Annotated in this window: 24 protein-coding genes and 1 pseudogene; 11 read left to right on the top strand and 14 right to left on the bottom strand. The window is 62.8% G+C overall.

Annotated features, from left to right (window positions below):
- The first annotated feature begins 29 nt into the window (after nucleotides 1-29).
- Nucleotides 30-830 (top strand): hypothetical protein, encoded by an 801-nt coding sequence (locus ACTXGA_RS15165; protein WP_443395054.1) that lies wholly within the window; start codon nucleotides 30-32, stop codon nucleotides 828-830.
- On the opposite strand, the gene ACTXGA_RS15160 is transcribed toward ACTXGA_RS15165, so the two are convergent.
- From ACTXGA_RS15160 to rplM, 3 genes are all read right to left on the bottom strand, one after another.
- Entirely contained in the window at nucleotides 817-1785 is a 969-nt protein-coding gene (locus ACTXGA_RS15160; RefSeq protein ID WP_443395052.1) for a glycosyltransferase family 2 protein, read from the bottom strand. The two genes, ACTXGA_RS15165 and ACTXGA_RS15160, sit on opposite strands and share 14 nt — an antisense overlap.
- Nucleotides 1786-1989: 204 nt before the next feature.
- Nucleotides 1990-2478 carry a 30S ribosomal protein S9 gene (gene rpsI, locus ACTXGA_RS15155; protein WP_443395050.1) on the bottom strand — a complete coding sequence of 163 codons (489 nt, stop codon included), beginning with the start codon at nucleotides 2476-2478 and terminating at the stop codon, nucleotides 1990-1992.
- Nucleotides 2478-2942: a 50S ribosomal protein L13 gene (gene rplM, locus ACTXGA_RS15150; RefSeq protein WP_443395048.1), complete on the bottom strand. Its 465-nt coding sequence runs from the start codon at nucleotides 2940-2942 to the stop codon at nucleotides 2478-2480. Before rplM ends, rpsI begins: the two co-directional genes overlap by 1 nt.
- Nucleotides 2943-3696: 754 nt before the next feature.
- Here rplM and speD point away from each other — a divergent pair.
- From speD to ACTXGA_RS15135, 3 genes are all read left to right on the top strand, one after another.
- Complete coding sequence (gene speD / locus ACTXGA_RS15145; protein WP_443395046.1) at nucleotides 3697-4218, top strand: adenosylmethionine decarboxylase; 522 nt, start codon at nucleotides 3697-3699, stop codon at nucleotides 4216-4218.
- A gap of 113 nt (nucleotides 4219-4331) precedes the next feature.
- Nucleotides 4332-5186 carry a polyamine aminopropyltransferase gene (gene speE, locus ACTXGA_RS15140; protein WP_443395044.1) on the top strand — a complete coding sequence of 285 codons (855 nt, stop codon included), beginning with the start codon at nucleotides 4332-4334 and terminating at the stop codon, nucleotides 5184-5186.
- Nucleotides 5187-5374: 188 nt separating this feature from the next.
- The gene (locus ACTXGA_RS15135; protein ID WP_443395042.1) at nucleotides 5375-6169 is read left to right on the top strand and encodes a crotonase/enoyl-CoA hydratase family protein; all 795 of its coding nucleotides are present in this window, start codon (nucleotides 5375-5377) and stop codon (nucleotides 6167-6169) included.
- Here ACTXGA_RS15135 and ACTXGA_RS15130 read toward each other — a convergent pair.
- Nucleotides 6166-6588 (bottom strand): PaaI family thioesterase, encoded by a 423-nt coding sequence (locus tag ACTXGA_RS15130; RefSeq protein ID WP_443395040.1) that lies wholly within the window; start codon nucleotides 6586-6588, stop codon nucleotides 6166-6168. The genes ACTXGA_RS15135 and ACTXGA_RS15130 overlap by 4 nt on opposite strands.
- A gap of 45 nt (nucleotides 6589-6633) precedes the next feature.
- Between ACTXGA_RS15130 and ACTXGA_RS15125 the strand changes: the two are divergent.
- The 4 genes and pseudogenes from ACTXGA_RS15125 to gluQRS all read left to right on the top strand — a co-directional run.
- Nucleotides 6634-7431: pseudogene (locus ACTXGA_RS15125) on the top strand (enoyl-CoA hydratase); the annotation flags it as partial.
- Between the two features lie 111 nt (nucleotides 7432-7542).
- Nucleotides 7543-8907 carry a methylenetetrahydrofolate--tRNA-(uracil(54)-C(5))-methyltransferase (FADH(2)-oxidizing) TrmFO gene (trmFO, locus tag ACTXGA_RS15120; protein WP_443395038.1) on the top strand — a complete coding sequence of 455 codons (1365 nt, stop codon included), beginning with the start codon at nucleotides 7543-7545 and terminating at the stop codon, nucleotides 8905-8907.
- 12 nt (nucleotides 8908-8919) lie between these two features.
- Nucleotides 8920-9525: a class I SAM-dependent DNA methyltransferase gene (locus ACTXGA_RS15115; RefSeq protein WP_443395036.1), complete on the top strand. Its 606-nt coding sequence runs from the start codon at nucleotides 8920-8922 to the stop codon at nucleotides 9523-9525.
- The gene (gene gluQRS, locus ACTXGA_RS15110; RefSeq protein ID WP_443395034.1) at nucleotides 9522-10409 is read left to right on the top strand and encodes a tRNA glutamyl-Q(34) synthetase GluQRS; all 888 of its coding nucleotides are present in this window, start codon (nucleotides 9522-9524) and stop codon (nucleotides 10407-10409) included. Before ACTXGA_RS15115 ends, gluQRS begins: the two co-directional genes overlap by 4 nt.
- Before the next feature lie 30 nt (nucleotides 10410-10439).
- On the opposite strand, the gene hisI is transcribed toward gluQRS, so the two are convergent.
- The gene (hisI, locus tag ACTXGA_RS15105; RefSeq protein ID WP_443395032.1) at nucleotides 10440-10802 is read right to left on the bottom strand and encodes a phosphoribosyl-AMP cyclohydrolase; all 363 of its coding nucleotides are present in this window, start codon (nucleotides 10800-10802) and stop codon (nucleotides 10440-10442) included.
- A 67-nt stretch (nucleotides 10803-10869) separates the two neighbouring features.
- Here hisI and ACTXGA_RS15100 point away from each other — a divergent pair, with 67 nt between their 5' ends.
- Both ACTXGA_RS15100 and ACTXGA_RS15095 read left to right on the top strand, forming a co-directional pair.
- The gene (locus ACTXGA_RS15100; RefSeq protein ID WP_443395030.1) at nucleotides 10870-11322 is read left to right on the top strand and encodes an iron-sulfur cluster assembly scaffold protein; all 453 of its coding nucleotides are present in this window, start codon (nucleotides 10870-10872) and stop codon (nucleotides 11320-11322) included.
- A gap of 64 nt (nucleotides 11323-11386) precedes the next feature.
- Nucleotides 11387-12790, top strand: a complete 1404-nt coding sequence (locus ACTXGA_RS15095; protein ID WP_443395028.1) for a methyl-accepting chemotaxis protein — start codon at nucleotides 11387-11389, stop codon at nucleotides 12788-12790.
- Nucleotides 12791-12966: 176 nt separating this feature from the next.
- Here ACTXGA_RS15095 and ACTXGA_RS15090 read toward each other — a convergent pair whose 3' ends face one another.
- From ACTXGA_RS15090 to sciP, 5 genes are all read right to left on the bottom strand, one after another.
- Nucleotides 12967-13089, bottom strand: a complete 123-nt coding sequence (locus tag ACTXGA_RS15090) for a hypothetical protein (RefSeq protein WP_443395026.1) — start codon at nucleotides 13087-13089, stop codon at nucleotides 12967-12969.
- A gap of 171 nt (nucleotides 13090-13260) precedes the next feature.
- On the bottom strand, nucleotides 13261-15351 hold the full coding sequence (recG, locus tag ACTXGA_RS15085; RefSeq protein WP_443395024.1) for an ATP-dependent DNA helicase RecG: 2091 nt from the start codon (nucleotides 15349-15351) through the stop codon (nucleotides 13261-13263).
- On the bottom strand, nucleotides 15348-17603 hold the full coding sequence (gene ligA, locus ACTXGA_RS15080; protein ID WP_443395022.1) for an NAD-dependent DNA ligase LigA: 2256 nt from the start codon (nucleotides 17601-17603) through the stop codon (nucleotides 15348-15350). Before ligA ends, recG begins: the two co-directional genes overlap by 4 nt.
- Before the next feature lie 61 nt (nucleotides 17604-17664).
- Entirely contained in the window at nucleotides 17665-18378 is a 714-nt protein-coding gene (gene ctrA / locus ACTXGA_RS15075; protein WP_443395020.1) for a response regulator transcription factor CtrA, read from the bottom strand.
- Nucleotides 18379-18472: 94 nt separating this feature from the next.
- Entirely contained in the window at nucleotides 18473-18751 is a 279-nt protein-coding gene (gene sciP, locus ACTXGA_RS15070; RefSeq protein WP_443395018.1) for a CtrA inhibitor SciP, read from the bottom strand.
- 122 nt (nucleotides 18752-18873) lie between these two features.
- On the opposite strand from sciP, the gene mnmA reads away from it, so the two are divergent.
- The gene (gene mnmA, locus ACTXGA_RS15065; RefSeq protein WP_443395016.1) at nucleotides 18874-20139 is read left to right on the top strand and encodes a tRNA 2-thiouridine(34) synthase MnmA; all 1266 of its coding nucleotides are present in this window, start codon (nucleotides 18874-18876) and stop codon (nucleotides 20137-20139) included.
- Here the strand turns inward: mnmA and ACTXGA_RS15060 are convergent.
- From ACTXGA_RS15060 to lpxD, 4 genes are all read right to left on the bottom strand, one after another.
- The gene (locus ACTXGA_RS15060) at nucleotides 20095-20592 is read right to left on the bottom strand and encodes a YciE/YciF ferroxidase family protein (RefSeq protein ID WP_443395014.1); all 498 of its coding nucleotides are present in this window, start codon (nucleotides 20590-20592) and stop codon (nucleotides 20095-20097) included. The genes mnmA and ACTXGA_RS15060 overlap by 45 nt on opposite strands.
- A gap of 312 nt (nucleotides 20593-20904) precedes the next feature.
- Complete coding sequence (locus tag ACTXGA_RS15055) at nucleotides 20905-22113, bottom strand: beta-ketoacyl-[acyl-carrier-protein] synthase family protein (protein ID WP_443395012.1); 1209 nt, start codon at nucleotides 22111-22113, stop codon at nucleotides 20905-20907.
- Nucleotides 22110-22370, bottom strand: coding sequence for an acyl carrier protein (locus tag ACTXGA_RS15050; RefSeq protein WP_443395011.1), 261 nt, complete (start codon nucleotides 22368-22370; stop codon nucleotides 22110-22112). The genes ACTXGA_RS15055 and ACTXGA_RS15050 overlap by 4 nt, the downstream gene beginning before the upstream one ends.
- 36 nt (nucleotides 22371-22406) lie before the next feature.
- Complete coding sequence (lpxD, locus tag ACTXGA_RS15045) at nucleotides 22407-23435, bottom strand: UDP-3-O-(3-hydroxymyristoyl)glucosamine N-acyltransferase (protein WP_443395304.1); 1029 nt, start codon at nucleotides 23433-23435, stop codon at nucleotides 22407-22409.
- Nucleotides 23436-23571: the final 136 nt, after the last annotated feature.

Raw genomic sequence — 23571 nt, 5'->3', positions numbered from 1 at the left:
ATCTGCCACCGCCAAGCACTTGGGTAAACATGATCATAAGCTATCGCCACCGCTACATTTTCCTGCACTGCCGCAAGACTGCAGGAAGTTCGATCTGCGTGTCGCTGGCGCGCGATCTCGGACCCGAGGACCTGCAACTCTCGGCACTGTCAGAAACTCAGGCTGCCGGCATCCCGCTGACAAAGCGGGTGCTCCACGACGCAGCCGCGCAGGGCCGCGCGAACCGGCGCCTGAGTTCTTCGATCACTCTGCTGGGCTTGCGTGGCCGCAAAGCCCGCGACCACGCCATCAAGAAGCTCGTGCTCCAGAAGTATCGCTCGGCCTGGAACGAACCGCAACCTCAGCACGCCTATGCCGAAACCATCGCCCGAGCCTTCCCCGAGGAATGGAAGACCTTCCGCAAGTTCTGCGTGGTGCGCAATCCTTGGACCAAGACGGTCTCTGACTACTTCTGGCGGATCAAGAACCTCTCCGATCCTCCCAGCTTTGCCGAGTTCGTCAGCGCCATCGAACGCGGCGACCCGATGGGGGATATCGTCCGGGTCCGCTACCACGACAATTGGCCGCTCTACACGCTCGACAACAAGATCATCGCCGATGAGGTGGTTCGGTTTGAAAACCTCGTGCCCGGTTTGACAGAGGCCTGCGCCCGCCTTGACATCCCCTTCGACGGCTGGCTGCCCCGCGCCAAGGGAAACCACCGGCCAAAAACCGGTGCCAAGGCCGATCCGCTCAGCTTCTACACGCCCGAATTGCGCGACACGGTGGGCCAGCTCTACGAGAAGGAAATCAACGCCTTCGGCTACAGCTTTGGCACTACCAACGCATGAGCCCCAGAGCGACCAACTGCTCTGGCCCCGTGTAGCGCACGCTGCGATCGTCGAGAAATCCGTTCTTTTGCTCGGCCATGGCTTGCAGCAAGGCGGCATAGCCATGGTACTTGCGCCCGCCATGAGCGTGGGCCCCCACTCGGATCGCGCGCTGGGTTTTCCGGGCCGACTGCGCGGTAAAGACGAAATGCGCCACCGTCATCAACACATCCGATGAGGGCGGTAAACTTCCATTGTGGCTACCGACCTGATAGCTGCCGCCACCGCGCCGGATCAAAGGTGTCTTGTGCCGTGGCGAGGTCTGACTGCGCTGTGCGCGTTTGACCCCGGCAGGCATCCAGAGCCTGTGCCAACCGCGCCGGACCAGCGGTGGCGTAATGCCATAACGCTCAAACAACGTCGCCGTCTTGGATTGGCCGCAGAATTTCGGACGTACCTTCCCCGGCACCAGTTCCACCAGCTTTTCGGCTTGAAAATAAGGATAGGCCTCTACCAATCCACCAAAACTCTGCGGTAAATCCCCGGTCAACCCAGAGGCATCCGCCGGAAAGAACTCTACCACCGATGCCACGGCCGAAGGCGCCCCCTCATCCTCCAGCCGCGCGACCACCTCCTTGATCGATCCGACACCCGGCGGCAGGATCAGGAACTCATCCGCATCGACATACCCAACAAAAGCGCCGTCGAAGAACAGGTGCGGCAAGGCGATCTTCATATAAGTGCCGGCACGTTCTTCACGCTCCGCCCCATCCGGATCGCGGTACTGCAGCGGCGCGCCAAAGGACAGATCGGACTGCATGACCACCACATCGGGCTGATCGCACAGATAGTCGAACGACCCGTCGTCCGACGCATCGTCCCAGATCAGGAACTGCTCGAACCCGATCGCGCGATGATGGGCCAGCCACGCCGGCAGGAACCCCATCTCGTTCTTCATCGTGGAAAACAAGGTCATCCTGCCCGGATCGACCTGCCCCGCCACAACCCGCGCAAGTCGACCTGCATCTTCAATCCCGACCGTTTCCACCAGCGAAGCACCCCTGTTTCTTTGGTTTTCCAAATACCTTGGGGGGCTTGCCTCAGGCAAGCTTGGGGGTGAACCCCCACCCAAAAAAGAAGGGGCCCCGAGGGGCCCCTGCAATCTGCAAATTCGAAGTGATCAGCGCTTCGAGAACTGGAAGGAACGGCGCGCCTTGCGCTTACCGAACTTCTTACGTTCAACGACACGGCTGTCACGGGTCAGGAAACCGGCCGCTTTGAGCGCGCCGCGCAGCGACGGGTCATACAGCTGCAGTGCCTTCGAAATGCCGTGCTTGACCGCACCGGCCTGACCGGTCAGGCCGCCGCCCTTGACGGTGGCGTAGACGTCGAATTCACCTTCGACACCGGCCACCTGCATCGGCTGGCGCAGGATCAGCTGCAGAACCGGACGGGCAAAATACTTGTCCTGGTCCTTGCCGTTGACGGTGACCTTGCCAGAGCCCGGCTTGATCCAGACGCGGGCAACCGCGTCCTTCCGCTTGCCGGTGGCATAGGAACGGCCCAGGTCGTCACGCACCGGCTCACGCGGTGCTTCTTCGACAACGACAGCCTCTTCGACGCCTGCGGCGGCGCCCAGCTCTTCGAGCGAGTTGATCTGATCAGCCATTATTTCGACACCCGGGTGTTCTTGGAGTTCTTCGATTTCACGTCCAGAACCTCGGGGTTCTGGGCCTCGTGCGGGTGCTCGGCGCCTGCGTAGATACGCAGGTTGGTCAGCACCTGACGCGACAGGCGGTTGCCCGGCAGCATGCGCTTGACGGCCTGGAAGACAACGCGCTCGGGGTGTGCGCCCTCGAGGATCTGTGCCTTGGTGCGCGACTTGATCCCGCCCGGGTGGCCAGTGTGCCAGTAGAAGTTTTCTTCGCGCTTCTTGCCGGTCAGCTGGATCTTGTCCGCATTGACGATGATGACATTGTCACCCATGTCCATGTGAGGCGTGAAGGAAGGCTTGTGCTTGCCGCGCAGCCGCATGGCGACAATCGAGGCAAGACGGCCCAGAACGATGCCTTCGGCGTCGATCACGATCCATTTCTTGTCGATGTCTGCCGGAGTTGCAGAGTAGGTTTTCATGTTTTCGGTCCGTTTCGAGAGAGAAAGCCGAGGCAAAGCCCCGGCCCTGAATTCGATTGCGGGGTTATACATCGGCGCACGCGCAGGTCAAGAGCCCAACACTCCAATTAAATACACAAATTCAGCCACTTACAATTACGGTATTCAATTACCCCACAAAATACCCTTGCGCCTGCTCGGTGCAGGCGGATTTCTTCGGACCAAGCCTCGGTCCCACAGGCGTTCCACACCAGATCGCACTCTGACAGAGAGAAATGCGATTGCATTCGGTGCACCCGGATCGCGCCGGTCTCGGTTGGCCCACGCCCGAATTGCCCCCTGCGCCCCCGCCCCTTTATCCGCGCGAGGCAGAAGGTCGTGACGGCCTACTCAACGATCTCGCGTGTCAGGATTGGCGCGGCGCCGCCGAATTGAAAGCGTTCACCGGCCGCCCGTGTTTCCCACAGTCTCGGCAGGTTAACAATCAGCCCCATGTCCCTCCATGTCGGTTCTCGACCTTGGGATCGCAGAGGCCTTCAGGCCATGATCGACCGCCAACCTGCGCGCCCTCTGTGTAGCCATTCCTCCCGGACACTCGAAAAGAATTTCGCAGTTGCAGAAAAAATCCTTGAACGACTCAGGCTCCGCTCTTAGGTCAGCCCCACTTTCGGATCCGATCCCAACCCGGACGCCCAGCCACAGGCTGGGCTTATCTGTCTTCGGGGGGCGCTAAGGAACCGACTGGAACGCACTGCTGGATTGAAGGAGGCACGTCATGAAGGACGTCAACCTCTTCCAACTGGGGTACGGTCTGGAGACAGGCGCCCACGAGGAAGACACCACCCGGGGTCTGACCCCCGCCAATGATTCCGTATCGCCGCGCGATGTTTTCGACGAAAACCGCGACGATCACTTCATCCGCCGCGACGGCAGCGTCTTCGCGGGCACCCACCTGATCATCGAGGTCGTGGACGGCGAAGGCCTCGACGACGAGGCGCGCATCCAACAGGCGTTTCGCGACTGCGTGGACACCTGCGGCGCGACCCTGCTGCACATCCACACGCACAAGTTCAGCCCCCAGGGCGTCAGCGGCGTGGCTGTGCTGGCCGAAAGCCATATCTCGGTCCACACATGGCCGGAAATCGGCTATGGTGCCTTCGACGTGTTCATGTGCGGCGACGCGCAACCGTGGAAGGCCGTCGATGTGCTGGGCCGTGCCTTTGCGACCTCCGACGTGCGCGTCAAGGAGCTGAAGCGCGGCGAAGGCGTGGTGGCCGAGGCCGGCGTCGCGGCTTGAGCCGGTCGCGCCCTGCACGACAAGGGCGGTAACTTGCCGCCCTTTTTCATGTCCAGAGTCGAGAGACCCGTCGCGCCGCTTGCCCCGCGCGGCGACCACCATTGGAGATCCGCATGACCGATCATCCCGAATGGATGCGAGAGCAGTTGCACCCGCACTATGCCCAGAGCTTCACCGTCGACAAGCTGCTCTATGACAGCGAGACCGAGCACCAGCGTCTGCGCGTTTTCGAAAACGACACCTTTGGCCGGATCCTGACGCTGGACGATGTGATCCAGACCACCGAGGGCGACAACTTCATCTACCACGAGATGCTGACCCATGTGCCGATCCTTGCCCATGGCGCCGCTCGGCGCGTGTGCATCGTCGGCGGCGGCGATGGCGGTATGGCGCGCGAAGTGTTGAAACACACCTCTGTCGACCATGTCACCATGGTCGAAATCGACGCCGGCGTCTTGGAATTTTCCAAAGAATACCTGCCAATGCTGTCGCAGGGGGCCTTTGACGATCCGCGCCTCGATCTGGTGATCGCCGATGGCGCCGAGTTCATGAAGACCACCCAAGGCGGCTATGACGTCATTATCGTCGACAGCACGGATCCCATCGGACCGGGTGAGGTGCTGTTTTCCGACACCTTCTACGGACATGCCAAACGCGCGCTGACCCCCGGTGGCATCCTTGTCACGCAAAACGGCGTGCCCTTCATGCAAGGCGAGGAACTGACCAACACCATGCGCGCGTTCAAGGCGCTGTTTGCGGATGCCACCTGTTACATGGCCACCGTCCCGACCTATGCAGGCGGGCCAATGGCCTTTGGCTGGGGCACCGACGGAGAGGCGCGTCAGACCCCGCTGGAGGTGCTGCAAGATCGGTTCCGTGCGGCGAACCTTTCGCCTGACTATTATACGCCAGAGGTTCACCAAGCCGCCTTTGCCCTGCCGGGCTACGTCTTGAAGCGGATGCCCTGAGAGGGGGCTCTGCCCCCGTCGCTGCGCGACTCCCCCGGCGGTATTTGAAAAGAGAAGAAACACGATGGGCTTGCGTTTCTTCTCTTTGAAAATACGCAATTGACCCCGGTGCCGCCACGCAACGTAACGGCTTTCCGAGATAGCATTGCAACTCCTATTGTCCGGTAGAAGACCTAAGGAGTCCCGACTTGTCCGAAACCGTACGCGTCACCCACGATGGCCCCGTCGCCGAGGTCACCCTCAACCGGCCCGAAAAACACAACGCGGTCGATCTTTCGGTCTTTGAAGGGCTTGCGCGGATCGGCGAAGAACTGAAGGCGTCTCCGGGTCTGCGTGCGGTGATCCTGCGCGGCGAAGGGCCGAATTTCTGCTCCGGCATAGATACGGCGCTCTTCACCGCCAACCCGAACCCCAAGGCGCTGATCGACAAGATCCTTGACCTGGCCGAGGGCGAAACCGCGAACATGTTCCAAAAGCCCTCCACCGTCTGGCAGGAACTGGAGGTGCCGGTGATCGCCGCGCTGTCAGGCGTCACCTACGGGGCCGGTTTGCAGATCGCGCTGGGGGCGGACATGCGTTTGGCGTCGCCCGATGTGCGCATGTCGGTGATGGAAATCACCTGGGGTCTGATCCCGGACATGGGGATCAGCACCACCCTGCCCCGCCTGATGCGCGCCGATCAGGCCAAGGAGTTGATCCTGACCGGTCGCGTGGTCGAGGCCGAGGAAGCCGCACGGCTGGGACTTGTCACCCGTCTTTGCGATGATCCCTTGGCCGAGGTGCGGGCCATGGCCCAGACCATCGCCGCCAAGAATCCCGACGCCATCCGGCGCGACAAGAGTCTGGTCGACCAAAGTTGGCAGATGGAGCGCGCCGCCGCGCTGCGGCTGGAGGCCGAACTGCAAGCGCAGGTCATCGGTCAGCCCAACCAGATCGAGGCCGTTATGGCGCGCATTCAGAAGCGCGCGCCAAACTTTCGTTAGGGTTTTGGCGGGATCGAATACGTCAGCGAGGCATGGGCCAGCGGCTTTGTCTCGCCCTCGCTGAACAACAGCACGTCCATCACCGCCAGCGACCGCCCCAGTTTCAGCACCCGCGTTTCCGCCAGCACATCGACGCCGGCCTGCGGCTTGCGCATGAAGTCGATGGAACAATGGGTCGTCACGGTCAGCGCCTCGCGCCCGATGCGCGCCAGCACCGCGACATAGGCCGACACATCCGCGAGGCTGAACATCGCCGGGCCGGACACCGTCCCCCCGGGTCGCAGGTGCCGGTCATCGTTCATCAGGCGCATGACCAGCAGGTCTTCGGTCAGGCTGTCGATTGCGAACATGCCTTCGACCTGCGGAAAGACCTCGCCGAGAAAGGCTTCGATCTCCGCCGCGTTCAGTTTCAGATCCACCGGCTTTCCTCCCGTATTTTCCGCAGCTAAGCTGCCCCAAACACGGAGGACAAGATGGAAATCCTGGAACGTCGCGACACTGGCGGGATTGCCTTTCTGCACATGAACGCGCCCGAACGGCTGAATGCGCTGTCGGACGAGATGCTGGCCGCGCTGCAAGCGCAGATCGAAGCGCTGCGCGAAGATCGCGAAACCCGGGTTGTGGTGATCTCCGGCGCGGGCAAGGCCTTTTGCGCGGGCCACGACCTGAAGCAGATCCAGGCCGGACGGCAGGCCGAAGATGGCGGCAAATCCTATTTCGCGGATCTTTTTTCGCGCTGTGCCAGCGTCATGACTGGCCTCACCCGCCTGCCCCAGCCCGTTATCGCACAGGTGCACGGCATCGCCACAGCTGCCGGGTGCCAGATGGTCGCCTCTTGCGATCTGGCGGTTGCGGCCGAGGGCACCCGGTTCGGCGTCAACGGTGTCAATATCGGCTTGTTCTGTTCGACGCCCATGGTCGCCCTATCGCGCAATATCCCCCGCAAGAAGGCCTTCGAGATGCTGACAACCGGGCGTTTCCTATCGGCGCAAGAGGCCGAGGCCGTGGGATTGGTCAACACGGTGGTCCCGCCCGAGGATCTGGCCGCCGCGACGCGGGATCTGGCCGACACCCTGTCGACCAAGCTGACCGCGGCGGTTAAGATCGGCAAGAGCGCCTTTTACGATCAGATCAGCATGGGGCTGGACGAGGCCTATGCCTTTACCGGCGATGTGATGGTCGAGAACATGCTGTGGCGTGACACCGATGAGGGCATCTCTGCCTTTCTGGAAAAACGCCCTCCCGATTGGCAGCAAACCTAAGCCTTACCCGCAGGTTTGCACCGAGCCCCGCGACTGCGGTAGGATTATCGTGGGCTGAACAATTGATCAGGGGGCCTTGGCAGCGCGCTTGCCATGCCCTAGATGCGCGCCATGACAGAGAATTTGCATATCGTCGGCGGCGGCATGGCCGGGTCCGAAGCGGCCTGGCAGGCCGCCAACATGGGTGTTCAGGTGGTCCTGCACGAGATGCGACCGAAGGTGAAGACCTTTGCGCATCAGACTGGAAACCTTGGGGAAATGGTCTGCTCCAACTCGTTCCGGTCGGATGATTCCGAACAGAACGCCGTTGGCTTGCTTCATTGGGAGATGTTGCAGGCGGGTGGGTTGATCATGTCCACCGCCTATGAAAAGCGCCTGCCTGCCGGTGGCGCGCTGGCGGTAGATCGCGAAGGTTTTGCCGAGGCTGTAACCGCCGCCTTGCAGGCACACCCGAATATCACGGTTTTCCACGAAGAAATCACGGAGCTGCCCGACGACGGACAGTGGATTTTCGCCACCGGCCCGCTGACCAGTGCCGGACTGGGTGAGGCGATTCAGCGTGAAACAGGTGCGGACCGGCTGGCCTTTTTCGACGCCATCGCACCGATCGTCTACGCGGAAAGCATCGATATGTCCGTGGCTTGGCGGCAGTCGCGCTATGACAAAGGCGAAACCGAGGAAGAGCAGAAGGCCTACCTCAACTGCCCGATGACCAAGCCCCAGTACGAGGCCTTTATCGACGCGCTTCTGGCGGCAGAGAAAACCGAGTTTCATGAGGGCGAAACAGCCGGGTATTTCGACGGCTGCCTGCCGATCGAGGTCATGGCCGAACGTGGCCGCGAAACCCTGCGCCATGGGCCGATGAAACCCGTGGGCCTGACCAACCCGCACCAGCCGGACGTCAAGGCCTACGCCGTGGTGCAACTGCGGCGCGACAACGCCCTGGGGACGCTCTACAACATCGTCGGCTTTCAGACAAAGATGAAGTATGGCGCGCAAACCTCTGTTTTCAAAATGATCCCCGGACTGGAAAACGCGAGTTTTGCCCGATTGGGCGGCATTCACCGCAACACGTTCCTCAACAGCCCCACGCTGCTGGACGCGCAGATGCGCCTGCGGTCCAAACCCAACATCCGCTTCGCGGGTCAGGTAACCGGGGTCGAGGGTTACGTGGAATCCGCGGCGATGGGCCTGCTGGCCGGGCGCATGGCAGCGGCGGAAATCCTCGGCGCCCCCATGCCCACCGTTCCGCAGGACAGCGCCCACGGCGCCCTGATCCACCACATCACCGGCGGCGCCGAGGCCAAGACCTTTCAACCGATGAACGTCAACTTCGGCCTGTTCCGCCCTCTGGAAGGACTGCGCGGCGGCCGCAAAGGACGCCGCGAGCGTTACAAGGGCTATACGGACCGCGCAAAAGAGGTCTGGAGCGCATGGCTTGCCGAACAGGGGGTTGACGGGCGCGCCGCGGAATAGAACGCTGTTGGCATGAGCGATGATCCTTTTGAGAAGGTCTATCGGGCGCGGAACGAAGAAGAGACCCGCGTCCTGTATGACGACTGGGCGGCGACCTACGAAAATTCGGTTGCCGCAGAGGGCTATGCCACCCCCGGACGATGCGCGGCAGCCTTGCATGCGGTGATGGCGGACACGGAACAGCCCATTCTGGATTTTGGCTGTGGAACGGGTCTTTCGGGCCTTGCGCTACGGCTCGCCGGGTTCACGACAATCGACGGCGTCGACCTGTCGCCCGGCATGCTCGAACGCGCGCGGGAAAAGGGCCTGTATCGCAAGCTGACGCAGATCGAACCGGAGTCCTCCGTGCCACAGGGATATGCCGCCATCGCCGCCATCGGCGTGATCGGCGCGGGTGCCGCGCCGCTGGCCGCTCTGGACCGCATTTTTGACGCGATGGAGGCTGGCGCCAAATGCGTGTTTTCCTTCAACGATCACACCTTGGAGGATCCGTCCTTTGCCGGGCGCGTGGACAGCGTAATCGCCGAAGGCCGGTTTCGGGAACTGTTCCGTGAACATGGCGACCACCTGCCCGGAAAGAACATGAAGTCCACCGTCTATATTCTTGAAAAAACGTGATCTTCACCACTCGGTTCGCACCATCTCCAACCGGCCCCTTGCACCTTGGGCATGCCTATTCCGCGTTGCTCGCGCATGATCTCGCGCGCGCTGAAAACGGCCGATTCCTCTTGCGGATCGAGGACATAGACCACACACGGTCCCGCCCCGAATGGGAACGCCAGATCTATGACGATCTGACATGGCTTGGCATCACTTGGGACGCGCCACCAATGCGGCAATCGGATCGTTCTGAGGCGTACCAAGACGCGATCCAACACCTCTGGACACGCGGCCTGCTCTATCCCTGCACCTGCACGCGGCGCGACATTGCCGAGGCCGTCTCCGCCCCGCAGGAGGGCGCCGAGCCTGCACATGGCCCGGACGGGTTGATCTATCCGGGCACCTGTCGGGACCGGCACCCAAGGGACACGCCAGAGCCGCCCTCGGGCGCGGCGCTTCGGCTGGATATGCGGGCAGCACTTGACCGGATCGACGAAACGGCGATCACCTTCACCGAAACCGGCCCCTTGGGTCTGGCCCCGGGACGCCGGGTGACAGCCAAGGACCTGACATCAACTGTGGGTGATATCGCGCTTTCCAGAAAAGATTTTCTGGGGTCTTACCACCTGTCAGTCGTGTTGGACGACACCGCGCAAGAGATCTCCCATGTCATTCGTGGCGAGGATCTCTTCGACGCCACTCAAATCCATGTCCTGCTGCAGCGGCTCATGGGCCTGCCAACGCCGATCTATCTGCACCATAGCCTGGTCCGGGACGAAGCCGGTCGCCGATTGGCCAAACGCGACGAGGCGCGCGCCATCTCGACCTACAGGAACGAGGGGCTAGCCCCAAAAGACATCCGCATGAAGGTCGGACTGCAACGCCCTGTTTCTTCTCTTTGAAAATACGCCAGCGCGGTTTCCTAACGCGCCTCAGCCCGCCATGGGCGCCATCAGTTCCACTTCCTCGCCGTCCCGCACCGCCGTGTAAAAACACGACCGCCGGTTGGTATGACAGGCCGGTCCAGTCTGGCGCACCAGTGCCAGCAGGCAATCCCGGTCACAGTCCACCCGCAGATCAACCAGTTCCTGCACGTGGCCGGAAGTTTCGCCCTTGATCCAAAAGGCCTGTCGGGAGCGTGACCAATACGTCACCCGCCCGCTCTCCAGCGTCTTGGCGACGGCTTCGGCATTCATCCAGGCCATCATCAGCACCTCGCCGCCTTCGGCGTCCTGCGCGATGCAGGGGATCAGGCCCTGCGCATCATACTTTAGACTCGAGGCGTCAAAAGCCATGGGAAAAACCTTTTGCATCCGTTCAACCACCGCCTATGTAAGGGGAACGCGACGCGGGAGAAAGCCAATGAGTGGCGAGACCGACCTGATAAAGCTGTATTCCGGCAAGATCCTTGAACTGGCAGCGGATATCCCCCTGAACCGGCGGCTGGAAGACCCGCAGGTGACGGTGAAAAAGCGTTCTCCGCTCTGCGGGTCCACGGTCACGGTCGATCTGACCATGCAGGACGGCAAGGTGGCCGAATACGGGCAGGACGTGAAGGCCTGCGCATTGGGTCAGGCAGCGGCCTCTGTCGTTGGCAGCGCGATTCTGGGCCGGACCCGCGAAGAGATCATCGCGGCCCGCGATGCCCTGCGCGCCATGCTCAAGGAAGACGGCCCCACGCCTGCAGCCCCGTTCGACGGGCTTGAGGTGTTGCGCCCGGCGGTCGCCTACAAGAACCGCCACGCCTCGATTCTGCTGGCACTCGACGCGGCCAGTGAAGCCGTCGAAGAGGCGCGCGCCACGCATTCGGCTTAAATTTTCGGTTTAATCCTCTGTTCGTATTCCGCCGCTACTCAAGGCGAAGAACCAGAGGCAGGCCATGCAACATACCCCCGATCTCTCGACACCAGATGCCGGCCGGGAACTAGCGCAGTTGACCGATGCGGCCACCGGGCTTGGCCGCGAAACCGTTGATATCTCGGGTTTCCTTCAGGATTTGGACAATCGCTGCGCGGCGCAGTTGCAGGAATTGGACGAAGTCGGCGAACAAACCCACGGCCTGTCAGAGGCCAGCGACCGCATGATGGATGCGGTTCAGCGCATGGTCGGCACCGCCGAGAACGCGCTACAGCGTGTCAACGCCTCGTCCAGCCTGATCGGCGAAACCGCACGGAATTCGCAGGGGCTGGCGGAATGGGTGCGCTCCGTCCACAACGGCAGTTCCGAGGTCGAGCACATGCTGACCGACGTCCAATCCTCCAACACGATGATCTCTGACATCGCGTGGCAGGTGCATATCCTTGCCGTCAACGCCAAGATCGAGGCCGCGCGCGCCGGTCAGGCGGGCAAGGGTTTTGCCATCGTGGCCGAATCCGTCAAGGACCTCAGCAAAAAGACCGCCGATGCGGCGCAGACCATCACCACAACCGTTGCACGGCTGTCCGAATGGATGTCCCGCCTGCATCTGGAGGCGCAGGCGACGGCGCAGCAGGCAGATGAGGTCATCGCCCGCAGCGGTGAGACGGAGCATGCCCTCAGCGAGATTGAAAAGGGTATTGAGACGCTGCGCCGCGACTCTCATGACCTGTCAGAGGAAACCACGCGGGCGAAGACCGCCGTGGACCGGACCGGGGCGGCGGTGGGCCGGATTTCCAGCTCTGTCACAGAGGTCGCCGCTGGCGTGGATGAGGCCACCAAGAGGTGTCTGAAGCTCATCGATACCTCCGAAGGGATCCTGCAACACGCGGTCGCGCTTGGCGGCAACGGGGCTGACGGCGCGATTATCACCATGGTGCAGGATCTGGCCGGTCAGGTCAGTCACGCCTTCGAGGCCGCCCTGTCGTCGGGTCGCATTGCCGAAGCCGACCTGTTCACGCGCCGCTACTCCCCCGTTCAGGGCAGCGATCCGGCACAGGTCCTGGCGCCATTCACAAGGTTGACTGACCAAATCCTGCCGCCGATCCAGGAGCCGGTCCTGACCATGAACGACCGAATTGTTTTTTGCGCTGCGGTGGATGACAACGGCTATCTTCCGACCCACAACCGGAAATTCTCACATCCGCAGGGACAAGACCCGGTGTGGAACGCGGCGCATTGCCGAAATCGCCGCATCTTCGACGACCGTGTCGGACTGAAAGCCGGGCGCAGCAAGCGGCCCTTCCTGCTGCAGGTCTACCGGCGGGATATGGGCGGCGGCAATTTCGTGATGATGAAGGATCTTTCTGCCCCGATCACCGTGCGCGGACGGCATTGGGGCGGTCTGCGGCTGGCTTGCAAACTGTAGATGAAAAAAGCCGCCGCACTCTGGGACAAGAGGCGGCGGCAAGGGGCGTGTCAATCTGTGGGCGTCGGGCCATTGAATCGGTCACAGGCAGGCGAACCGATGGGGACAGGCGGCACATCGGGACAGAGATGCGCCTATTTGGACCCGTTCACAGACACGCAGGCAGAAACTGAAATTCAGACCAGGGACGGAAGGTGCAGCGCGCCGACAAGGATCACCACCAAGGCTAGCGCACCAATGGCATCCTGCCACAGTGTACCGTTCTGACGCTCCAGCGCGGATTTGAAGGTGTCGATCATTGTGCTGCTCCAATGTTCCGTTTGTTGACCCTTTGTTCTCACACTCTTAACGCTATGTAAAGAACTTAGTGAGAACATTTGAGAACAAATTGCGATACAATGCGGAACACTATCTTCGCATCAGGTCTCGCTATGCAGCTTGGCCCGGCCTGTGCGACCGGGTCAGGTGCCTCAGCCCACCCCGATCAGGCGGATCGCCTCGTCCTGCCGCATCAGCCACAGCAACATGCGCGCGGCCTGTCCGCGTGGCCCGGTCAGTTCCGGATCCTCGGCCAGAAGCCGGCGCGCATCCGACTGAGCAACCGCCATCAGCCCCGCCTGCCGTTCAAGGTCCGCGATGCGGAACCTCGGCAGGCCGGATTGGGCCAGCCCGATCAGATCCCCGGCGCCGCGCATCTCCAGGTCCACCTCGGCGATGCGAAATCCATCCTCGGTTTCCCGCAGTGTCGTCAGGCGCTTCATCCCGCCCTCTGACAGCGGTGGCTGATACATCAGCAAACAGGTCGACGCCGCCTCTCCACGGCCGACACGTCCGCGCAGCTGGTGCAACTGGGCAAGGCCGAAACTCTCGGCCCGTTCGACCACCATGATCGTGGCATTGGGCACGTTCACGCCCACCTCGATCACCGTGGTCGCCACCAGAACAGAGGTCTCTCCCCGGACGAACCCGGCCATGGCGGCGTCCTTATCGGCGGGCGGCATCTGTCCGTGAACCAGCCCGACGACCCCCTCGCCCAAGGCCGCGCGCAGATGCTGAAACCGCGCTTCAGCCGCGACAAGGTCCGAGCTTTCGCTCTCTTCGACCAAAGGGCAGACCCAATAGGCCTGCCGCCCCTCGGCGACGGCCTTGCGCAGATGATCGACGACCTCTTCCATCCGCTCATTCGACACCAGAGCGGTGCGGATCGGTTTGCGGCCCGGCGGTTTTTCGTCCAGTACGGACACGTCCAAATCGCCATATTGCGCCAGTGCGAGGCTCCGCGGGATCGGTGTGGCCGTCATCACCAGCACATCCGCTGCCGCCCCCTTTTTGCCCAGTTCCATCCGCTGGCGCACACCAAAGCGGTGCTGTTCGTCAACGATGGCCAGCCGCAGGTCGGCGAAATGTACGTCCGCCTGGAACACGGCATGGGTTCCCACAAGGATCTGGATGTCGCCGCGCTCCAGCGCCTGCAGCTTGGCCTTGCGCTCCGCCCCCTTGTCACGCCCGGTCAGCAGTTCGAGGACCACGCCCGCGCTTTCGGCCAAGGGTTGCAGCCCTTTCAGGTGCTGACGGGCAAGGATTTCCGTCGGGGCCATCATGACCCCCTGCCCGCCCGCCTCTACCGCGCAGAGCAAGGCCATGAAGGCGACCAGCGTCTTGCCCGCGCCCACGTCGCCCTGCAACAACCGGTTCATGCGCTGCGGGCGCGCCATGTCCTCGGCGATTTCCTCGATCGCCAGCTTCTGCGCGCCTGTGGGCCGATAAGGCAGCGCTGCCAGCACCTTGTCCCGCAGTCGCCCATCCCCCCGCGATTCGATCCCCGGCGAGCGCCGCTGCCGCGCGCGCGCCAGCGCAAGGGTCAGCTGATGCGCCATGAACTCATCATAGGCCAGACGTGCCCGGACCTTGGCTGTCGGCGCCAGATCCTGCGCAGACGCGGGCGCATGCGCCGCGCGCAGCGCCTCTGCCCAGTCCGGCCACCCCTCAGAGGCTTTTTGCGGCCCGTCGATCCATTCGGCCAGATCCGGCACCCGGGTCAGGGCATCCGTCACTGCCCGCACCATGAGCTTTTGCGTCACGTTCCCGGTCAGCGGATAGACAGGCTCATACCCCGGCAGGGCATCCGCCTCTTCCGGACGCAGCATGTGGTCGGGGTGCACCATCTGCGGCACCCCATCGAACAGTTCGACCCGGCCCGACAGGATCCGCCTCTGGCCCGTGGGCAGCATCTTCTGGATGTAATCTCCGCCGCCGTGAAAGAACACGACCTGAAACCGCGTCTTGGAATCATCGGCCTCGACCCGGTAGGCCCCGCCCTTGCGGGATGGCGGCCTGTGCCGACCGATCAGCGCCTCTACGGTTGCAACGCCCGGCAATTCCGCCTCGATCACCGTGGATTTCAGGTGCCGGTCAATTCCCGAATAAGGCAGCGTGAACAGCAGGTCACGCGGCGTCTCGATGCCCGCGCCTTCCAGCGCCTGCGCGGTCTTCGGGCCGATGCCGTCCAGTGTGGTCAGCTTGGCAAAGAGCGGCCAGAGCGGTTCGGGCCGTCCGCTCATCCGCCGATCAGCTCCAGCCAGCCGTCTTCGTCCAGCACCGTCAGTCCCAGGTCGCGCGCCTTGGTTTCCTTGCTGCCCGCGCCTGGCCCGGCCACCACGATATCGGTCTTCTTCGACACCGAACCCGACACCTTGGCGCCCAGCGATTCCGCCCGCGCCTTGGCTTCGGCGCGGGTCATGCGTTCCAGCGTTCCGGTAAAGACAACGGTCTTGCCCGCCACGGGTGAACCTTCGGTCTCTGGCCGCTCGGGTGCTTCCACGGTCAGATGCGCGGCCAGCCGGTCGATGGAGGCGCGTTCAGAGGCCTGCGCAAAACTGGTGACAAGAGCCACTGCAACGGTGGCGCCGATCCCGTCGATGCCGGTGATCTCATCCCATGCCGCACGCGCTTCGGGCGGCACATCGGTCCAGGCGGCGTCGCGGCTTTCCTTGATCCGGGCTCGGCGGCCGTCTTCGGTTGCGGCGCGGCGCTCGGCCTCTTCGGCGACATCGGCCTGCCGCTGGGCCTTGGCGGCGGGACCGGCGGCGTCGATGGCGGCGACCAGCGCCTCCCATGTGCCGAAATGGTGCGCCAGATCATTGGCCGCCACCTCACCTACATGGCGTATGCCAAGACCAAAGAGCAGGCGGCCCAGCCCGATGGTCCGCCGTTCTTCGATCGCCGCAAAGAGGTTGTTGGCGGATTTTTCGCCCCACCCCTCGCGGTTCTTCAACTGCTGCATGCCCTCGCCAAAGCGTTCCCGCAGCGTGAAGATCTCTGCCGGTTCCTTGATCCAGCCATCGGCGTAGAACTGTTCTGCCTGTTTCGCACCCAGCCCCTCGATGTCGAAGGCCGCGCGCGAGACGAAATGTTTCAGCTTTTCCACCGCCTGCGCCGGGCAGATCAGGCCGCCGGTGCAACGGCGCACCGCGTCCCCCTCCTCGCGGATCGCGTCAGAGCCACACTCCGGACAAAGGGTCGGAAATTCAAAGGGCTGCGCACCGTCAGGACGTTTGGACAGATCCACATCCGCGACCTTGGGGATCACGTCCCCGGCACGATAGACCTGCACCCAGTCGCCCACGCGAATGTCCTTGCCGCCACGGATCTCGTGCCCGCTGCTGTCACGTCCGGCGATGTAATCCTCATTGTGCAGCGTCGCGTTCGACACGACGACGCCGCCCACCGTCACCGGGGTCAGCCGCGCCACCGGGCTAAGCGCACCGGTGCGACCGACCTGGATATCGATGGCTTCCAGCCGGGTCCAGGCAAGTTCTGCCGGGAACTTGTGCGCGATGGCCCAACGCGGCGTGGTCGACCGGAACCCCAGCCGCCCTTGCAGCGCCAGATCGTTTACCTTGTAGACCACGCCGTCGATGTCATAGCCCAGCGTCGCGCGGCGTTCCTCGATCCGCGCGTAATGGGCCAGCATCTCCGCCGGACCGTCGCACAGTTCCGTCAGCGGGTTGGTCGGAAATCCCAGCGCCTTCAGCCGTTCGATCGCCTGCATCTGCGTCTCGGCCAGCGGCTCTGACAGCGATCCCCAGGAATAGGCGAAGAATTTCAGCGGGCGGCTGCGGGTGATCTGCGAATCCAGCTGCCGCAGCGAACCGGCAGCGGCATTGCGCGGGTTGGCAAACAGCTTGCCGCCCTGTTCCGCCTGCCGGGCGTTGAGCGCTTCGAAATCGGCATGGCTCATGTAGACTTCGCCCCGCACCTCCAGCAACGACGGCGCGCCGCTCAGCCGTTCGGGGATATCCGCGATGGTGCGCGCGTTATCGGTGACGTTCTCGCCCACGGCCCCGTCCCCCCGCGTGGCCGCCTGCACCAGAACACCATCCTCGTACCGCAGCGCCAGTGACAGACCGTCGATCTTGGGCTCTGCCGTGTAGGCCAGCGCCTCATCGGGGCCAAGCCCCAGGTAACGCCGGATCGCGGCGTCGAAATCGGAGATATCGCCGTCCTCGAAGGCATTCGACAGGGACAGCATCCGGATGCTGTGCCGCACCTTGGCAAAGCCTTCGGAGGGGACCGCGCCGACCTGCTCAGACGGGCTGTCCGGCCGTTTCAGGTGCGGAAACCGCGCCTCGATCTCTTCGTTCCGCCGCTTGAGCCGATCATATTCGGCGTCCGAAATCTCGGGCGCATCCTCGGCATGATAGGCCGCATTGGCCTGCGCCAGAAAAACCGAAAGAGACGCCAGCTCCTGCTGCGCCTCTTCTTCGGTCAGTTCCCCGACCCCGGTCAGATTTTCGAGCGATTTCTCAACCATCCCCGCCCCCGTCAACGGCACCTGTCAGAGTGATAGGCGCGCGACGGGGTAAGGTCCAGTATCAGCCGGCGGCAACCGCCTTCGGCTCTTCCTGCGAGGGTTCCGGATCGCGCAGGACATACCCACGGCCCCAGACCGTTTCGATGTAGTTGTCGTCGCCGGTGGCTTCGGACAGTTTCTTGCGAAGCTTGCAGATGAAGACATCGATGATCTTCAGTTCCGGCTCATCCATGCCGCCATAGAGATGGTTGAGGAACATCTCCTTGGTCAGGGTCGTCCCCTTGCGCAGAGACAGCAGTTCCAGCATCTGGTATTCCTTGCCGGTCAGGTGGACCGGCTTGCCCGCAACCTCGACCGTTTTGGCGTCAAGGTTGACCGAAATCTTGCCCGTGCGGATGATCGACTGCGAATGCCCCTTGGAGCGGCGGATGATCGCATGGATACGCGCCACCAATTCGTCCCGGTGGAACGGTTTGGTCATATAGTCGTCGGCGCCGAACCCGAAACCCTTGATCTTGGACTGGGTATCATCCTCACCGGTCAGGATCAGGATCGGGGTGTCGATGCGCGCGACACGCAACTGGCGGAGAACCTCATGCCCGTTCATGTCCGGCAGGTTCAGGTCCAGTAGGATGAGGTCGTAATCGTAAAGTTTGGCAAGATCGATCCCCTCTTCGCCCATATCCGTGGAATAGACGTTGAGGTTGGCATGACTCAGCATCAATTCGATGCTTTTGGATGTCGTGGGATCGTCTTCTACCAGCAAGATACGCATGTGCTGTCTCCGGGCAATGTCATCGGTCTGATCACAACCTCGACCAAAAAGGTTAACGCCCTCTTACCGTACATCACAGAAGCGATAATTCAACTCAAGGTTGACGATATTTTTGCACCCGGGTGACTTTCAGCGCATCTTCGCCGTGCCGTGTAGCCGCTTTGACCCACTCCATCAATTCTTCATCGCTCAAACCGTAATTTTCCTTGGCCTGTTCTTGCGTGATCAGGCCAAAGGTCACCGCCCTGACCACCGCCGCCTTGCGCGAGGCGACCCAGCGGCGCGTTTCGCTCGGCGGAAGATCGGCACGGGTCATTGTGCTGCCATCGGGGAGCTTGACCGCCCGCGGTCCTTCGATCCTTTTGAGATACATCCTTCGAACTCCGACACTTCGTTTGGAGGCATAAAGCCATGCGCCGCTTAACGCCGGCTAAAACGCCCCCTTGAGAGTAGTTCGGATTTTCCTATATTCCGCGCATTCCAAGGAGAGTCGTCATGCCCCTCGACACGCGCCCGCTGAACTCGCTGGGCCTGCCCAAGCCGCCGTCCGAAACCCGCGTCGTCGTCGCCATGTCCGGTGGCGTCGACAGTTCCGTCGTGGCCGCGATGCTGAAGGAAGAAGGCTACGACGTGGTCGGCGTCACCCTGCAGCTCTATGACCACGGCGCGGCGCTGGCCAAAAAGGGCGCATGCTGCGCCGGGATCGACATCCACGATGCGCGCCGCGTGGCGGAATCCATGGGCTTTCCGCATTACGTGCTGGATTATGAAAACATCTTCCGCGAGGCGGTGATCGAAGAATTCGCCGACAGCTACCTGGGCGGCGCCACACCGGTCCCCTGCATCCGCTGCAATGAGCGGGTCAAATTCAAGGATCTGCTGGAAACGGCCAAGGATCTGGATGCGGACTGTATGGCTACCGGTCATTACATCCAGCGCCAGATGGGCGCTGCCGGGCCGGAACTGCATTCGGCCGCGGACGCCTCGCGCGATCAGAGCTATTTCCTGTTTTCGACCACGCCCGAACAGCTGGACTTTCTGCGCTTCCCGCTGGGCCATCTGCCCTCCAAGGATGAAACCCGCGCGCTGGCGTCGAAATACGGGCTCAGCGTGGCGATGAAGCCCGACAGCCAGGACATCTGCTTCGTGCCCGATGGCAACTATGCCGCCGTGATCGAAAAACTGCGCCCGGGTGCTGCGGAGCCGGGCCAGATCGTTCATGTGGACGGGCGCGTTCTGGGCGAGCATACCGGTGTGATCCACTACACCATCGGCCAGCGCCGCGGCCTTGGCATCGGCGGCCTGTCAGAGCCGCTCTACGTGGTGAAACTGGACGTGGAAAACCGCCAGGTGATCGTCGGCCCCAAGGACCTGCTCGCCACCCGCAAGATCCCGGTGCGAGAGATCAACTGGCTGGGCGATGAGCCTTTCACCAGCCGTGACGAATGGGAGCTGCTGGTCAAGGTCCGCTCCACCCGCCCCCCGCGTGAGGCAATCGTTCGCCCGATCTCAAAGACAGAGGCAGAGGTGGAACTGGTGGTCGCCGAAGAAGGCGTCAGCCCCGGACAGGCCGTGGAGCACCACCGCATGGGGGCCCTCAGGCCCGCCCGCGCGAACCTCTGCCGCGAGAGGGAAAGCCGCCCCCCCCAGGAAGGGGGCCCCAAAAAAGCCCCCCCCAGACAAACCGGGGCGGGCGTCTCACATCCAGAGCAGAATTTATTCGGCCGCCGCGGCGTTGACCCCGCCTTGGGCGATGCCTGAGAACCGGCGATCTCCGGAGTAGGCCGCATCCAGCATTCCACCCAGCGTTCCGGCCTCATCCGTCAGACCCAACCGGTTGGCAAAGGCCGCAGCACAGCCGTATCCGGCAATCGCATAGTGGGCCATCCGCTGGTACTGAGTGATGATCATCGCGTCCCGCGCGTCGTCATCGCCAAACTCTTCGTCCAGACCATGCGCTCGCGCTTCGGCGACAAGGCCTTCCATCCCCTTGCAGTGTTCGCCTTCGGGATCGGCATCATGAGAGGTGATCAGCTTTTCCAGACGGGTCTTGCCGTCGGCGATGCCCTCCTTGCCACTGCGCAGCGCGGCTTTCAGTTCCTCGCTTTTCGCGGCGGCAATCAGGTCATCCATGATGTCAAAAGACTGCGCGCAGGCGCTGCGCAGATCCTGCAACTGGTCGACATAAACATCTTTCAGGGAATTGAGCGACATTGTGGCGTCCTCCTTGCTGTTTCCATTTGCAAGGACAGCGTTCAGACAGGGTGAGTTGTTCCATCACCACCACCGACAATATTTTCACATCACGCGGGAACCGAACCCGCATCGGACAAACGCCTTGGCCCTCGCCACAAGCCGGACACAGCCGCGCCTGCCCGTTTCCTTGGCCTGCTGCTTTGGTTTTCAAATACCTCGGGGCGTCGCAGCCTGGCTGCGACGGGGCAGCGCCCCGCCCGAGGCGCAGGCCAAAGGCCGAAGCCGAGATACCCAGAGCGCCGAAAGGCGCGCCTTTGGATCAAGCCGCGATCAGACCCGCCCCAACGCCAACACCGCGTTCAGCCCGCCGAAGGCAAAGGCGTTGGACAATACAACGTCCACCTCGGCCTCGCGCGCCTCGTTCGGCACCACGTCCAGCGCGCATTCCGGGTCCGGCTCTTCATAGCCGATCGTGGGCGCGATCACCCCGTCCTTCAGCGCCATCAGGCAGGCCAGCAGTTCCACCGCCCCGGTGCCGCCGATCAGATGGCCATGCATCGACTTGGTCGATGAGATCATAAGGTCGTCCGCATGGGTGCCAAAGACATCCGACACCGCCGCGCATTCGGTCTTGTCATTGGCCGCCGTGCCGGTGCCATGGGCATTGATATAGCCTACACGCTCTTTCGCCACGCGGGCATCGGCCAGCGCGCCGGATATCGCCCGCGCTGCCCCCTGCTTGGACGGCATCACGATGTCCGAGGCGTCCGAGGTCATGGCGAACCCAAGCACCTCGCCAAGAATTTCGGCGCCGCGTGCCCGTGCGTGTTCATATTCCTCAAAGACGAAGACCCCCGCGCCCTCGCCCTGCACCATGCCGTTGCGCGTCGCCGAAAACGGCCGGCAGGCGTCCTTGGACATGACCCGCAGTCCTTCCCAGGCCTTGATCCCGCCGAAACACAGCATCGATTCCGACCCACCGGTGATCATCGTCGTACACATGCCCGCGCGGATCATCTGGAAGGCCTGCCCCATCGCGTGGTTGGAACTGGAACAGGCGGTGGCGACCGTAAAGCTCGGCCCCTTGACGTTGAATTCCATGCTGACGTGGCTGGTGGCCGCATTGTTCATCAGCTTGGGCACGACAAAGGGATGAACCCGGTTCTTGCCCTCTTCATAGACCGCCCGGTAATTGTCGTCCTGGGTGTTCAGCCCGCCGCCCGACGTGCCCAGCACAACACCAGAGCGGTTGGCAAGCTCACCGGACAGGTCCAGCCCGGACTGCGCCATCGCCTGCCGCGCCGCGATCAGGGTGAACTGCGTGAACCGGTCATAAAGCGCCAGCTGCTGACGGTTGAAAACCGTTTCCGGGTCGAAATTCTTGACCTGCCCGCCGATCCGGATCGCCAGCCTGTCCACATCGCGAAAATCCAGTTCACTGATGCCGCAGCGCGCCTCGCGCATCGCCTCAAAGGTGCTGGCCACATCCTGCCCGAGCGGGTTGATCGTTCCCGCACCGGTTATGACGACACGCTTCACGATTTTTGCTCGGCAAGCAGCTTTTCGATGCCCTCGACAATCTTCGCCACCGATGAAATGTCGAAATCCGATTCCTTGGGATCATTGGCGTTGAACGGCACCGAAATGTCGAACGCCTCCTCGATCGCAAAGATCGACTCGACCAGTCCCAGAGAGTCGATCCCGAGTTCCTCGGGCGTGCTCTCCATGGTCACGTCCGAGACCTCGAGCATTGCCTGATCCGCAATGATCTGGATCACCTTGTCCTTGACGTTCATGCCCCTGCCCCTGCACTTGCCGGAATTGCCGGGTATCTAGTCATTTCCGCGCAGCAAGGAAACCGCTTTCTTGAGGTCTGCGACGTCGCGAAACAGGCGCGGCAAACGGCGCAGACCCTTGTAGGCCTCCACATGGCTTTCCATCTTCATCGCCGGATAGCCCAGCATCACCCGCCCCTCGGGCACATTGGTCAGAACAACCGTCGCCCCGCCAAGGATCGCACGGCTGCCGATGCGCAGGTTGTCGGACACCCCCACCTTGCCGGCCATGACCACGTTGTCGCCGACAACCGTGGATCCGGCGATGCCCACCTGAGAGCACAAAAGGCAATCGCGGCCGACCACCACGTTGTGGCCAATCTGCACAAGGTTGTCGATCTTGGTGCCCGGACCGATGGCAGTATCGCGGATGGTCCCGCGGTCGATGGTCGACCCCGCGCCAACCTCGACATCGTCGCCGATAAGCACCGATCCAAGGCTGGCGATCCGCGCCCAACTCTGCGCCGAGACGCTGCCCTCTTCGCCAAGGGTCGCGCGCGCGCGTTCCACACCGGACACCTCCGGAGTTACAAAGGAAAACCCGTCGCCGCCGATGATCACGCCCGGCTGCGCCACGAACCTGTCACCGATCACCACCCGCGCCATGATCCGCACGCCTGCGTGCAGCACGGCCTGCGCGCCAAGGCGCACGTCCCAGCCGACATAACACTGCGGCCCGATCACCGCGCCATCGCCGATCACGGCACCGGCCTCGATCACTGCCAAAGGCCCGACCGAAACCCCATCGCCCAATTGCGCCGAAGGATCGATCACAGCGCTTGGATGGATGCCGGCGGCGTATCCCTGCCCCGGATCCATCATTCCTGTCAGCCCGGACATGGCGAACCTTGGCCGCCCGGGCAACAACGCCGCCTGCAGCCCCATGGCGCGCCAATCCGCCCCTTCCCACAGCATGGCCGCCCGCGCGGCGCCTGCGGTCAGGACCTCGGCGTACTCCGGCTTGGTCGCCATGGCCAAATGGCCTGGCCCGGCGTCCTGCGGCTCGGCCAAGCCACTGACCTCGATAGAAAGATCGCCCCCCCGGGGGGAGGCCGGGGGGGGTTGGGGTTTGTGGGGGCTCAAAAGAATTGGGGGTCCCCGGGGGGGCGGGGGTTGTTGGGGGGGATTCGGGGGCGGGGGGGGCGGGACCCCTGCGCCCGTT

The sequence above is a fragment of the Antarctobacter jejuensis genome (assembly GCF_052266595.1).
Classification (GTDB): Bacteria; Pseudomonadota; Alphaproteobacteria; order Rhodobacterales; family Rhodobacteraceae; genus Antarctobacter; species Antarctobacter jejuensis.
Note: the sequence above shows the minus strand (reverse complement) of the source record. Positions and strands in the feature narration are given on the sequence as shown.

Coding starts and splice junctions, on each gene's coding strand:
- ACTXGA_RS15165 (WP_443395054.1), top strand. CDS start 30: ATGATCATAAGCTATCGCCACCGCTACATTTTCCTGCACTGCCGCAAG.
- ACTXGA_RS15160 (WP_443395052.1), bottom strand. CDS start 1,785: ATGACCTTGTTTTCCACGATGAAGAACGAGATGGGGTTCCTGCCGGCG.
- rpsI (WP_443395050.1), bottom strand. CDS start 2,478: ATGGCTGATCAGATCAACTCGCTCGAAGAGCTGGGCGCCGCCGCAGGC.
- rplM (WP_443395048.1), bottom strand. CDS start 2,942: ATGAAAACCTACTCTGCAACTCCGGCAGACATCGACAAGAAATGGATC.
- speD (WP_443395046.1), top strand. CDS start 3,697: ATGAAGGACGTCAACCTCTTCCAACTGGGGTACGGTCTGGAGACAGGC.
- speE (WP_443395044.1), top strand. CDS start 4,332: ATGACCGATCATCCCGAATGGATGCGAGAGCAGTTGCACCCGCACTAT.
- trmFO (WP_443395038.1), top strand. CDS start 7,543: ATGACAGAGAATTTGCATATCGTCGGCGGCGGCATGGCCGGGTCCGAA.
- ACTXGA_RS15115 (WP_443395036.1), top strand. CDS start 8,920: ATGAGCGATGATCCTTTTGAGAAGGTCTATCGGGCGCGGAACGAAGAA.
- hisI (WP_443395032.1), bottom strand. CDS start 10,802: ATGGCTTTTGACGCCTCGAGTCTAAAGTATGATGCGCAGGGCCTGATC.
- ACTXGA_RS15100 (WP_443395030.1), top strand. CDS start 10,870: ATGAGTGGCGAGACCGACCTGATAAAGCTGTATTCCGGCAAGATCCTT.
- ACTXGA_RS15095 (WP_443395028.1), top strand. CDS start 11,387: ATGCAACATACCCCCGATCTCTCGACACCAGATGCCGGCCGGGAACTA.
- ACTXGA_RS15090 (WP_443395026.1), bottom strand. CDS start 13,089: ATGATCGACACCTTCAAATCCGCGCTGGAGCGTCAGAACGGTACACTG.
- recG (WP_443395024.1), bottom strand. CDS start 15,351: ATGAGCGGACGGCCCGAACCGCTCTGGCCGCTCTTTGCCAAGCTGACC.
- ligA (WP_443395022.1), bottom strand. CDS start 17,603: ATGGTTGAGAAATCGCTCGAAAATCTGACCGGGGTCGGGGAACTGACC.
- ctrA (WP_443395020.1), bottom strand. CDS start 18,378: ATGCGTATCTTGCTGGTAGAAGACGATCCCACGACATCCAAAAGCATC.
- sciP (WP_443395018.1), bottom strand. CDS start 18,751: ATGTATCTCAAAAGGATCGAAGGACCGCGGGCGGTCAAGCTCCCCGAT.
- mnmA (WP_443395016.1), top strand. CDS start 18,874: ATGCCCCTCGACACGCGCCCGCTGAACTCGCTGGGCCTGCCCAAGCCG.
- ACTXGA_RS15060 (WP_443395014.1), bottom strand. CDS start 20,592: ATGTCGCTCAATTCCCTGAAAGATGTTTATGTCGACCAGTTGCAGGAT.
- ACTXGA_RS15050 (WP_443395011.1), bottom strand. CDS start 22,370: ATGAACGTCAAGGACAAGGTGATCCAGATCATTGCGGATCAGGCAATG.